Source organism: Halorhodospira halophila SL1 (assembly GCF_000015585.1).
GTDB lineage: Bacteria > Pseudomonadota > Gammaproteobacteria > Nitrococcales > Halorhodospiraceae > Halorhodospira > Halorhodospira halophila.
Genome location: NC_008789.1, coordinates 1,821,668 through 1,833,782 on the forward strand (window position 1 = coordinate 1,821,668; position 12,115 = coordinate 1,833,782).

Annotated in this window: 11 protein-coding genes; 4 read left to right on the forward strand and 7 right to left on the reverse strand. The window is 66.5% G+C overall.

Annotated elements, in window-relative coordinates; all coding sequences use genetic code 11:
- Positions 1-7 precede the first annotated feature (7 nt).
- The 3 genes from HHAL_RS08405 to HHAL_RS08415 are packed head-to-tail and all read left to right on the forward strand — an operon-like array spanning position 8 to position 2,327.
- Entirely contained in the window at positions 8-1,066 is a 1,059-nt protein-coding gene (locus HHAL_RS08405; RefSeq protein ID WP_011814455.1) for an NAD(P)/FAD-dependent oxidoreductase, read from the forward strand.
- Positions 1,063-1,668, forward strand: coding sequence for a tRNA 5-(aminomethyl)-2-thiouridylate-methyltransferase MnmM (gene mnmM, locus HHAL_RS08410; RefSeq protein WP_011814456.1), 606 nt, complete (start codon positions 1,063-1,065; stop codon positions 1,666-1,668). Before HHAL_RS08405 ends, mnmM begins: the two co-directional genes overlap by 4 nt.
- Entirely contained in the window at positions 1,656-2,327 is a 672-nt protein-coding gene (locus HHAL_RS08415) for an SDR family oxidoreductase (protein ID WP_011814457.1), read from the forward strand. The genes mnmM and HHAL_RS08415 overlap by 13 nt, the downstream gene beginning before the upstream one ends.
- On the opposite strand, the gene HHAL_RS08420 is transcribed toward HHAL_RS08415, so the two are convergent.
- Positions 2,302-2,628 carry a HigA family addiction module antitoxin gene (locus HHAL_RS08420; RefSeq protein ID WP_011814458.1) on the reverse strand — a complete coding sequence of 109 codons (327 nt, stop codon included), beginning with the start codon at positions 2,626-2,628 and terminating at the stop codon, positions 2,302-2,304. The two genes, HHAL_RS08415 and HHAL_RS08420, sit on opposite strands and share 26 nt — an antisense overlap.
- Positions 2,629-2,767: 139 nt before the next feature.
- Between HHAL_RS08420 and HHAL_RS08425 the strand changes: the two genes are divergently transcribed.
- The gene (locus HHAL_RS08425) at positions 2,768-4,546 is read left to right on the forward strand and encodes a phosphoenolpyruvate carboxykinase (GTP) (protein ID WP_011814459.1); all 1,779 of its coding nucleotides are present in this window, start codon (positions 2,768-2,770) and stop codon (positions 4,544-4,546) included.
- Positions 4,547-4,667: 121 nt separating this feature from the next.
- Here HHAL_RS08425 and metF read toward each other — a convergent pair whose 3' ends face one another.
- The 6 genes from metF to HHAL_RS08455 all read right to left on the reverse strand — a co-directional run bounded on the left by metF (position 4,668) and on the right by HHAL_RS08455 (position 12,097).
- Positions 4,668-5,582: a methylenetetrahydrofolate reductase [NAD(P)H] gene (metF, locus tag HHAL_RS08430; RefSeq protein WP_011814460.1), complete on the reverse strand. Its 915-nt coding sequence runs from the start codon at positions 5,580-5,582 to the stop codon at positions 4,668-4,670.
- A gap of 162 nt (positions 5,583-5,744) precedes the next feature.
- A complete protein-coding gene (gene ahcY / locus HHAL_RS08435; RefSeq protein WP_011814461.1) occupies positions 5,745-7,037 on the reverse strand; it encodes an adenosylhomocysteinase in 1,293 nt (430 codons plus the stop codon).
- Between the two features lie 28 nt (positions 7,038-7,065).
- A complete protein-coding gene (gene metK, locus HHAL_RS08440) occupies positions 7,066-8,232 on the reverse strand; it encodes a methionine adenosyltransferase (RefSeq protein WP_011814462.1) in 1,167 nt (388 codons plus the stop codon).
- A gap of 97 nt (positions 8,233-8,329) precedes the next feature.
- Positions 8,330-9,166, reverse strand: a complete 837-nt coding sequence (locus tag HHAL_RS08445) for a sarcosine/dimethylglycine N-methyltransferase (RefSeq protein WP_011814463.1) — start codon at positions 9,164-9,166, stop codon at positions 8,330-8,332.
- Between the two features lie 4 nt (positions 9,167-9,170).
- Positions 9,171-9,977, reverse strand: coding sequence for a glycine/sarcosine N-methyltransferase (locus HHAL_RS08450; protein WP_011814464.1), 807 nt, complete (start codon positions 9,975-9,977; stop codon positions 9,171-9,173).
- 347 nt (positions 9,978-10,324) lie between these two features.
- Complete coding sequence (locus HHAL_RS08455) at positions 10,325-12,097, reverse strand: helix-hairpin-helix domain-containing protein (RefSeq protein ID WP_011814465.1); 1,773 nt, start codon at positions 12,095-12,097, stop codon at positions 10,325-10,327.
- Positions 12,098-12,115: the final 18 nt, after the last annotated feature.

Below are 12,115 nucleotides of genomic sequence, written 5' to 3' on the forward strand. Positions count from 1 at the left end.
GTCTGCAATGAGCCACCCCCCTTTCCTGATCGTCGGCCAGGGCCTGGCCGGCAGCCTGGTCGCCCTGAGCCTGCTCGAACGCGGCGCGGCGGTGACCGTCGTGGATGACGGCGCGGCGGACGCCCCCTCGCGGGTCACCCCGGGACTGGCCACCCCCATCGCCGGTCCTCGTCTGACCTTCCCCCCCAGCGGAGCCGCGACTGCCGCCGGCTCATGGCAACGCTACCGCCGCCTAGAGCGGTTGTTCGGGCAGCGCCTGCTGCAGTCCCACGACATCCTGCACATGGCGGGCGGCCGCGAGGAATTGCGTCAATTCCAGAAGCGCAGCCTGGACCCGGCGTTTGCGCACTGGCTCGGCCGACAGTTCTCCCCCGGCGATCACGATGGTGTACTCGCCGACCCCTGGGGGGGATTCGAGATCCGCGGCGGGCAGGTCAATGTCCCCGCCCTGCTCAGCCACGCCGCTGCGGCCCTGCGCGCCCAAGACGCCCTGCGCGACGGGGTGGTGAACACCGCGGATCTACACATCGATGCCGACGGCCTGAGCTGGCAGGGTCAGCGCTACCGCGAGGTGATCTTCTGCGACGGCCCCGCCGGTTCGGCCAACCCATGGTTGGCAGGCGTCGGACTCCAGCGCGTCCCCGGTGAGGTCCTCACCGTCAGCCCCGCGCACCCGATCCCCAGCCACATCTACCACGGCCGCGCCGGTTACCTGGCCCCGCAGCCCGGGCAACACGGACTCTTCCGACTCGGCGCCACCTACGGCACCCCGGATACACCGGCAGCCCCCACCGAGGCCGGCCGCGACACCTTGCTCGCCCAGCTGCCCCGGCTGCTCTCGCGTCCGCCGCGGATGGAGGTCGTCGACCACCGGGCCGGTACGCGCCCGGCAACGCCCCAGCGCTGCCCGGTACTCGGCCGCATACCGGGGAAACCGGCTGCCGTACTCAACGGGCTCGGCGCCCGCGCCATGCTCCAGGCCCCCTACCTGGCCGAACGGCTGGCCGAGCATCTGCTCGAGGACGCGCCGCTGCCGGAGGGCTGCCTGACCCCTCGCCCGGAATGAGTGAGCCGCTGACGCAGACCGCGCACCGCCACGTGGCCCGGGTGCTCGGCCGCAACGGGCGGGCGATCGACGCCACGGCCGGTAACGGCCACGACGCCCGATTCCTGGCCGAACAAACCGGCCCCGGGGGCAGCGTCCTGGTGGTCGATCTGCAGTGGGGCGCCCTGCACAACACCCGTACACGTCTGGAGGCGGCCGGAAACCTGACCCCTTGTTACCTGGTCCAGGCCAATCACCGGCACCTGGCCACCTTGACGCCGGCAGACTGGCACGGCAGCGTCGATACGGTGACGTTCAACCTCGGCTATCTCCCCGGAGGCGATCGGGCGGTCACCACGCAGCCCGAGCACACCGAGGCGGCCCTGGACGCCGCTCGGCGCCTGCTTCGGCCCGGCGGCCTGCTCAGCGTAGTGGCCTATCGAGGCCACCCGGGCGGAGCCGCCGAGGCCCGATGCGTGGCGCGCTGGATGACCATGGCCGCGAACGCGGGGGACCACTGGCAGGAGCGGGCCGCTGGCCCTGACACCGCCCCGATCCTCCACCTGCTATGGCGTCAGGGCGAAGGGGATCACCACGAGGAGGGAACAAGATGGCGAAGCTGATCATCGGCGCCAATCGAGGCATCGGCCTGGAGACCACACGGCAGTTGCGCGCCCGCGGCGACGACGTAATCGCGACCGCGCGCAACGCCTCCGAGGAACTGCGCAGTACCGGGGCGCAGATCCAAGAGGGGGTCGACATCACCCGCCACGACACCCTCCACGCCCTGGCCGACCGGCTGTCCGGGGAACCCCTGGAGTGGGTCCTGGTGGTTTCGGGGCTGATGCGGGTCCAGCGCCTGGGGGCCCTGGATGAGACCGCGGTGGCCGGCATCCGCGCCCAGTTCGAGACCAACGCCCTGGGCCCGCTGATGGCCGCCGAGGCACTCCACCCGCTGCTCAACGACGGCGGCACGCTCGGCATCGTCACCAGCCGCATGGGGTCCATCGCCGACAACACCTCCGGGAATAGCTACGGGTACCGGATGAGCAAGGCAGCGGTGAACATGGCGGCTGTGTCGCTCGCCCACGACCTGCGCCCGCGCGGCATCGCCGTGGCACTGCTGCATCCCGGCTGGGTGCGTACCGACATGACCAGCCACAACGGACTGATCGACCCACCGGAGTCCGCCGCCGGTATCATCGAGCGTATGGGCCAGGTCAGTCTGGAAGACTCAGGGCGCTTCTGGCACGCGCCTAATCGGGAAGTCCTTCCCTGGTGACCAGCGGCTGGATGGCCTCCAGCTTGCCCTGCAGGGCAAGCTGGGCGCGATCCAGGTCGTACTGGTTCTGCAGCTGCAACCACAGCTCCGGGGCCGTACCGAAGAACCGGGCCAGCCGCAGCGCGGTGTCCGCGGAGATGCCGCGCTTGCCCAACACCAGCTCATTGATGCGCCGCGGCGGGACACCGATGGCCCGGGCCAATCGATACTGGGACAGCCCGGCCGGCTCAAGGAACTGCTCGAGCAGCACCTCTCCCGGGTGGATGGGGGTTCCGGCGGTGGACGTCCGTCTCTGACTCATACCCTAACCATAACGCACCCCGTTACGACCGCAAACGCGGACACCGTGGTAGGCTGATCCTTAACAATTGGGATACCTTGACCCATCATATTTATTGATAGGTCAACGCCACGACCGACACCGCACCCCGGGAGGAGACATGACGGAACACCAGCAGCTGCTTCGTTGGGTCGAGGAGATCCGCCAGCTCTGCCGACCGAGCAACATCCACTGGTGTGACGGTTCGAGCGACGAGTATCAGGCCATGTGCCAGCTCATGGTCGCTGACGGGACCGCCCAATGGCTGAACCCCGAGCTACGCCCCAACAGCCTGCTCATCCGCTCCGACCCGGCCGATGTGGCGCGGGTCGAGGACAGCACCTTTATCTGCTCAACCGACCCCGACGATGCCGGTCCCACCAACAACTGGGCCGACCCGGAGGAGATGCGCAACCACCTGCGCGGCCTGTTCGAGGGGTGCATGGAGGGGCGAACCCTCTTCGTCATCCCCTTCTCGATGGGGCCGGTTGGCTCACCGATCGCCCACATCGGGGTCCAGCTCACCGACTCCCCGTACGTCGTGGCCAATATGCACATCATGACCCGCGTGGGCCAGCCGGTGCTCGATGTACTCGGCCGCGACGGACGCTTTGTGCCCTGCCTGCACTCGGTGGGCTATCCGTTGCGCGGTGACGACCCCGGTGTCCCGTGGCCCTGCGACCCGGAAAACCGCTATATCGTCCACTTCCCGGAGTCCCGGGAGATCTGGTCCTACGGTTCGGGCTACGGTGGCAACGCCCTGCTCGGCAAGAAGTGCTTCGCGCTGCGCATCGCCTCGGCCATGGCCCGAGACGAGGGCTGGCTGGCTGAGCACATGCTGATCCTCAAGCTCACCAGCCCGGACGGCGACGTCCAGTACATGGCCGGCGCCTTCCCCTCGGCCTGTGGCAAGACCAACCTGGCCATGCTGCGCCCACCCATGCCGGGCTGGAAAGTCGAGACCATCGGGGACGACATCGCCTGGATGAAGTTCGGTTCGGATGGGCGCCTCTACGCCATCAACCCCGAGGCCGGCTTCTTCGGCGTCGCCCCGGGTACGTCGTACAAATCCAACGCCAACGCCATGGAGAGCCTCCACGGCAACGCGATCTTCACCAACGTCGGCGAAACCCCCGAGGGCGATGTCTGGTGGGAGGAGATGACCGACGAGCCGCCGGCGCAACTCACCGACTGGAAGGGGCGCCCCTGGACGCCGGAGAGCGGCGAACCGGCAGCCCACCCCAACGCCCGCTTCACGACACCGGCCCACCAGTGTCCTGCCATTGCCCCCGAGTGGAACGACCCGGCGGGTGTGCCCATCGACGCCATCATCTTCGGCGGTCGCCGGGGCGAGACCATCCCGCTGGTTCAGGAGGCCCGCGACTGGCAACACGGGGTCTTCCTCGGTTCGGTCATGGGCAGCGAGAAGACCGCCGCCGCCACCGGCAACCTCGGGGCCCTGCGCCGCGACCCCATGGCGATGCTGCCGTTCTGCGGGTACAACATGGCTGACTATTTCGCCCACTGGCTGCGGCTGGGCGAGCAGACCGGGCACGTCCTACCGCGCATCTACCACGTGAACTGGTTCCGTAAGGACGACAACGGCCGATTCATCTGGCCCGGATTCTCCGACAACGCGCGGGTCCTCAAGTGGATCTTCCAGCGCAATCGCGGCGAGATGGATGCCATTGATAGCCCCATCGGGCGCCTGCCGAGGCCTGGAGACATCGACCTCAGCGGCCTGGAAATCGGCCCGGAGACCCTCACCGATCTCCTGGCGGTGGATGGCCCGGGCTGGCGACGGGAGATCGCGCTGATCCGGGAACACTACGCACAGTTCGGCGATCGTCTCCCGGCACAGCTCTGGCGCGAGCTGGAGTGGCTGGAGGCGAACCTCTAGGCCAAGACGCCGTCCGCACCTAGAAGTGCTCATCAAAAAACCCCCGGTGGGGCCACGCCCCACCGGGGGTTGTCTTGATGGCAAACGCGGAACGCGCGCATCTGTGGCGCCGACGCCGACCTTACGGCTGCGCCGGCACCTCGACCTCGTCCGGCTTGCGCACCTCGCCGCCGGTCTGCTCCGACAGCCCAAGGTTGTGCCAGATGCGCTCGACCACCGGCGCCTTGTTCAAGGCGTAGAAGTGGATGCCGGGCGCACCATTGTCCAGCAGGTCCTCGCAAAGCCGCGTCACGACGTCGATGCCGTACTCCATCCGCGACTGTGGGTCATCTTTCCAGGCCTCCATCCGCTGTGCCAGCCAGCGCGGCATGTCGGCCTTGCAGGCCGCGGCGAATCGCGCCTGCTGCTCGAAGTTCATCAGCGGCATGATGCCGGGGACGATCGGGATGTCCACCCCGCGCTTCTCGCAATCCTCGACAAAGCGGTAGTAGCAGTCCGCGTTGTAGAAGAACTGCGTGATGGCCGAGTCCGCGCCGGCCTTGGCCTTGCGGACGAAGTTCTCGATATCGGTCAGTGCGTCCGGGGCCTCCGGGTGGAACTCCGGATAGGCGCCCACCTCGATGTAGAAGTGGTCACCGGTGACCTCGCGGATCAGCTCGACGAGCTCGTTGGCGTAACTCAGCTCGCCCTGCCCCATGGACCCGGAGCCGGACGGCCGATCGCCGCGCAGGGCGACGATGTACTTCACACCCTGCTCTTTGTAGTCGAGGATCATCTGCTTGAGCCGATCCCGACTGGCGTCGATGCACGACAGGTGCGGCGCAGCGTCGGCGGTGCTGTTGCGCTGGATGTCGATCACCGTCTCGAAGGTGCGATCCTGGGTCGACCCCCCGGCGCCGAAGGTCACCGAAAAGTAAGCCGGGTTCAGCCGCTCCAGGCGCTCCCGCGTGCCCTTCAGGTTCTCCGCGCCCTCGTCGGTCTTGGGCGGGAAGAACTCGAAACTGAAGACGCGGGGGTGTTTCTTTTGACTTTCCATTGAACCCCTCCGATTGACTCGAAGCGTTCAGTGCTCAGTGTTCAACGTTCGGACCGCCCGGCCCGAACGCTGAACGCTGAACGCTCTGGGCGCTCAACCGAAACCCCGGAGGCCGCTGCGCGGCCCCCGGGTCTGTCGGTCAAGCCGTGGTGGCGTACCGGCTTAGTAGCGGTACCACTCCGGCTTGAACGGCCCGTCGACGGAGACGCCGATGTACCCGGCCTGCTCCTCGCTGAGACGGGTCAGGTTGGCGCCGACGCGGCCGAGGTGCAGCGCCGCAACCTTCTCGTCCAGGTGCTTGGGCAGCACGTAGACGTCCTTCTCGTACTTGCCAGGGTTGTTGTACAGCTCCATCTGAGCCATCACCTGGTTGGTGAACGAGTTGGACATCACGAAGGACGGGTGGCCGGTGGCGCAGCCCAGGTTCACCAGGCGGCCCTCGGCGAGCAGGGTGATCTTCTTGCCGTCGGGGAACTCGACATGGTCGACCTGCGGCTTGATCTCGTCCCACTTGTACTGCTTAAGGCTCGCCACGTCGATCTCGTTGTCGAAGTGGCCGATGTTGCAGACGATGGCCTCGTCCTTCATCGCCTTCATGTGATCGTGGGTGATCACGTTGTAGTTGCCCGTGGCGGTGACGAAGATGTCGGCCACCGGGGCAGCCTCTTCCATGGTGACGACCTTGTAGCCGTCCATGGAGGCCTGCAGGGCACAGATCGGGTCGACCTCGGTGACCCACACCTGGGCACCCAGGCCACGCAGGGACTGGGCCGAGCCCTTGCCGACGTCGCCGAAGCCGGCCACGACGGCCACCTTGCCGGCGATCATGACGTCGGTGGCGCGCTTGATGCTGTCGACCAGCGACTCACGGCAGCCGTAGAGGTTGTCGAACTTCGACTTGGTGACCGAGTCGTTGACGTTGAACGCCGGCATGCCGAGCTCGCCCTTACGGCTCATCTCGTAGAGACGGTGCACGCCGGTGGTGGTCTCCTCGGAGACACCGTAGATGTCCTTCATCATGTCCGGGTACTGCTCGTGGATCACGGCGGTCAGGTCACCACCGTCGTCGAGCAGCATGTTCGGCTTCCAGCCGTCCGGACCGTTGATGGTCTGCTCGATGCACCACCAGTACTCCTCCTCGGTCTCGCCCTTCCAGGCGAAGACCGGGGTGCCGTTAGCCGCGACGGCGGCGGCTGCCTGGTCCTGCGTGGAGAAGATGTTGCAGGAGGACCAGCGGACCTCTGCGCCCAGCTCCTGCAGGGTCTCGATGAGGACCGCAGTCTGGATGGTCATGTGCAGGCAGCCGGCGATACGCGCGCCCTTGAGGGGCTTCTGCGCGGCGAACTCGCGCCGGGTCTCCATCAGACCCGGCATCTCGCTCTCGGCGATCTTGATCTCCTTACGGCCCCAGTCGGCCAGGGAGATATCCGCAACCTTGTAGTCTTGATTACTCATGCTTTCGGGTTACTCCTTGCGTATTCGGTTACTTGAGGCCAGCGGCGTCCTTGAGGGCGGCAGCACGGTCGGTGCGCTCCCACGGCACGTCGATGTCCTCGCGGCCAAAGTGGCCGTAGGCGGCGGTCGGGCGGTAGATCGGCTGCTCCAGGCCCAGCATCTTCAGGATGCCGTACGGACGCAGGTCGAAGTTCTCGCGGACCACCTTGTTGATCACTTCCTCGTCGATCTTGCCGGTGCCGAAGGTCTCGACGTTGACGGAGGTCGGCTCGGCAACGCCGATGGCGTAGGAGAGCTGCACCTCGCAGCGGTCAGCCAGGCCGGCGGCGACCACGTTCTTGGCGACGTAGCGACCGACGTACGCAGCCGAGCGGTCGACCTTGGACGGATCCTTGCCGGAGAAGGCACCACCGCCGTGACGGCCCATGCCGCCGTAGGTGTCGACGATGATCTTCCGGCCGGTCAGGCCGCAATCACCCAGCGGGCCGCCGGTGACGAAGCGCCCGGTCGGGTTGATGTGATACTTGGTGTCGTTGGTCAGCCAGCCGGTGTCACCCAGTACGGGCTTGATGATCTCCTCCATCACGCCCTCGTGGACCGTCTTCTGATCCACGGTCTCGTCGTGCTGGGTGGAGAGCACCACGGCGTCACAGCCAACGATCTTGTCGCCTTCGTACTGGAAGGTGACCTGGCTCTTCGCGTCGGGGCGCAGCCACGGCAGCTTGCCGTTCTTGCGCACCTCGGCCTGGCGCTTGACCAGCAGGTGGGAGTAGTGGATGGCCGCCGGCATGAGCACATCGGTCTCATTGGTGGCGTAGCCGAACATCAGGCCCTGGTCACCAGCGCCCTGCTCCTCTTCCTCCTCGCGATCGACGCCCTGGTTGATGTCCGGGGACTGCTCGCCCAGCGCGTTGAGCACCGCGCAGGTGTCGGCGTCGAAGCCCATGTCCGAGCTGGTGTAGCCGATCTCACGGACCACGTCGCGAACCAGCGGCTCAACGTTGACCTTGGCCGTGCTCTTGATCTCGCCAGCTACCACGACCATGCCGGTCTGGATCATGGTCTCAGCCGCCACGCGGGACTTCGGATCCTGGCGCAGGAACTCGTCCAGCAGGGCATCGGAGATCGCGTCGGCCATCTTGTCCGGGTGGCCCTCGGACACCGACTCAGACGTAAAGAGGTAGCGCTTGCTCATGGTTACTCCTTCTCGCTAAGGATTCTCAGGTTATACAACTCCGGCGGCGCGGCCGCAGCCGCGCGCGGCCCGGAATCCATGGGTGAATACGCGGGGGTTAGTCCTTCCGGAAGTGGAAGATGCCCCAGGACAGGTAGCCGTTGTTGCCGCCCTCGACCCAGTGCTGCAGGCCCTTTTTCATGCGGGCGACGTAGTCGTCGGAGACGATCCCGTCAAGCTCGTGACCGCGCCGCTCCAGCTCCTTATGAACACGGCCATAGTGGCGCGGGAGCTGCGGCGTATTGTCATCGAACTCGAGCTCCGTCATGCCGTTCTTCTTGAGCTCCTCACGGTAGAAGCCCGGCGTACCCATAGTCGAGAGGTGGATGCGATCGAGGATCGGCTGGAGGACACCCTCGGGGCAGTCGTCGGCCTGCATCGGGTCCGTAAAGATGAACTCACCGCCCTTCTTCAGCACGCGAGTCACCTCGCTCATCACCCGGGGCCGATCACCGCTGTGCAGGAACGAGTCCTGGCACCAGACGATATCGAACGTCTCGGCGTCGAAGGGGATGTCCTCAAAGGCCCCGTCCACCACCTCGATCAGGTGATCGACGCCCTGCTCCTTGTTCATCTGCCGGTCGCGCTCATTCTCGCGCTCGGAGAGATTCAGCGCGACCACGCGGCACCCGTAGGTGTGCGCCAGGTAGCGGGCCACGCCGCCGTAACCGGCGCCCACGTCCAGCACGTAGCTGTCGGCGCTCAGGTTATTCAGCTTCGCGGCCATCCGCTCGACCGTCCGACGACTGGCGTCGAAGATCGGCTCATCCTCGTCTTCGTAGATGCCGACGTGCAGATCCTCACCCCCCCAGATGTGGAAGTAGAAGTTGTCTGCATCGCGACTGTTGTAATACTGGCGGGCCACCTCAATGGCCTCGTCATCATACTGACTCATCAGGTTATTCCTCCTCCCGATAGGCCTTCTCGGCGACATGGATGAAGAAGTCGGGATCGGCATCCCGATACGTCTCCTTGAAATCGCCGTAGGTCTCGATTTTCTGGAAGCCGACCTCCTGCATCAGCCGCCGCGTGTAGTCCTTTCGCAGCGGGAACATGTTCAGGTAGTAGGTCGACCCGTCGGAGAACGCGTACTTGAACCGCGCCAGCCCGTCGTCCACATGCTCGGGATAGACCGAGACGTCATCCCCGCAGTAGTAGTAGGTGTGGCTGGAGTCGTAGCCGTGATCCAGGATGCTGTCGTAGTTCCGCTGATCCAGGATCAGGACACCGTCGTGGTTGAGGGCGGAGTAGAACTCGGCGAGGGTCTTGCGGCGGTCGCACTCGTTGAACAGGTGGGTAAAGGAGTTGCCGAGGCAAATGATAGCGTCGTAGCGACCGTGAATGTCCTGATTCAGCCACCGCCAGTCGACCTGGACGGTGCGCAGGATATGGCCCCGTTTTCGACCGTTCTCGAAGGCCTTGGCCAGCATTTCCGCACTGCCGTCGGCACTGACGACCTCGAAACCGGCCTCGCGCAGGCGAACCGAGTGAAAACCCGTGCCGGTTGCGACGTCGAGCACCCGTTTGGCGCCCCGCTTCTTGAGCTCTTGGATGAAAAAATCACCCTCGCTCTGGGCCCGGCTGTCCCAGTCGATCAGGTCGTCCCACTTGTCCACGAACCCGTCGACATACTCCTCCGTGTAGTGATCGGTATCCCGCACCTTGGTCGGGTCCGTCCCGAAGTCCTGCTCAGTCTGAACCTTCATAGGTCACCTCTGTCTGGCGATGTTCCCTATCGGCGCACGCGCGCCATGGATACAGTGCCCCACTTCGGATCGGAGACTCCGCGTCACCGGGACCGCTTGGGCAGATTGCGATTGTTCGCCTCTCTACTGCTTCCGATGGTTCTTGTGCGGCATGCGCCCTCGCACCGTGCGGGGCGTGTCTCGGACAGGGGCCTAGGCCCATTTGACGATGCCGAGCCAGCCGCGGGCCGTCGAGCGACTCCGGGTCTCGGCACCTTCCTTTACATGCCTATACGACCGCGTCGGCCGTCAGCGTGGACATACTGTGCGGGAGATCGGCGGCGAATTCAAGCCCCGGCCCCACAGGGTCACCGGACCGGGCGCAAGCGCCGTTCGGCCGGGGCAGGTTCCGGAAAGTACTGACGTGACGGGACACAGGCGAGCACATCAAGTTCCCGCTGGAAGGCCCATCCCTCCCCGGGATGAACGGCCTGCCAGGCATCCAAACCGCCCGCCAGAGAGTGGGTTGTCCGCCCATCCGCGGCGTATTGCCACCCTCGGACGGCCTGCGCCTCATCGAGCTCCCTGCGCAAGTGCCAGCGATCGCGGCCGAACTCGTCCAGCGCACCGGAGAAGATCAGCGGCTCAACCTGTATCGCCGGCGCGGTGCCTCCGAACCCCCGGATGATGAGATCCATCAGGCTGCGGTACTCACCCCCGCGGCGGCGCAGCACCAGTCGGTCGGCGGTCTGCCGGTCGATCTGCGCAATCGCCCCGAGGCCGTAGATCACCGTGTTCCGATCCAGGGGGCGAAACCCCCAGTCGCTGCGATTGATATCCGGTGGCAGCACGGTCACACCGTCACTCAACGCCTCCTTGCAGAGGCGAATGAGAATCTCCCGATGCGGACAGACGCCATCCGGCCCGCCTCCCACCCCATAACGCACACCGCCCCGAGGCGTCACCCGCCGCAGCGCCCGGTTCAGCCGCGCAGCCTGGAAAACCGCCGGGTAGCGTGCCTTGTAGTAGGCCTGACGGTAAGCCTCGGTGACCTCGACCAGCGTGGCCGCCCGATCCACCACCTGGGCCAGGCCCTGGCGCAGGGCACGAAGCAGATAAAGCCCCCGCGCGTAGGGAAGCTGGCAACGGGCAGCGATGCGCTCGCCGAGCTGCCGGGAAAGCTCCCCCTCGTGGGCATCGCCCCCCTCCTCGCTTAGCCGTTGTGCGAGTCCGACCGCCTCGGCCAGCTCACAACCGAGCAACCGGGCCAGTGCCGCGACCACCTGCTCGCGGTAGAGCCAGATGTATCCCGTGGGGGCGAGGATGTCCTCGAGCTCGGGATGGGGCAATGGCGGACGGCTCGCGCCCGTGCGCGCCGCCCGATACCGCTCGAGCAGACCGTGCGGCGCCCCATCTCGGGCCGCCACCACGACCTGTGTCACTTCCTCGAGACTGCGCGGCGCCGCCTCCCGCATGCGCTCCTGCAACTGCGCATCCTCCAGCAGCGGGATCCCGGCGGTCTCCCCGCGGGCGATCAGGCGCAGGGTATCCGGATCATCCCACGGATAGGCCCAACGCAGGGGATCGCAGTCGCGGTTGTCGTTGAGTGCACGGGCCAGGCGGACCATCTCGCAGGTCAAGGCGAGCGTCGGGTCGCGCCCCACCACGACCTCGATCCCCTGTTCCGGCAGCGCCGCAGCGGCCGCACCCCCCTGGCGCAACGCCGAGCCCAGTTCCGCCTGCTCGGCGCGGGTGGCGACGCGCAAGTGCAGACGCCGGGCCTCCAGCTCGCGCCCGAAGCCGAGGAACGGCAACCCGTGATCGATGGGATCGATACCGTTGAGACCCAGCAGGTGCAGCAGCAGCGACCCGCTCTGCGGGCCGTACCCCGGCCCGAAGGTGACTCCACGGCCCCGCAGATCCTGCACCACCCAGGAGAGTTCCAGCAGCACCCCCGGCTCCAGACCCAGGCGTGCAAAGGCTGCCATCTCCTGCTCGACGCGCCGCTGGTAGCGCGTACGCCGCTCGCCGAGGGCCCGGCGCACGCAGCCACCATCGGCGGCATCCCAAAGCCGATCCCAGGCGGCGCGCTCCAGCGCGCCCCCACGGAACGGAACGATGGTCGTGGCGTCGTCGTGCATGTTCTGACTATAGCCGCG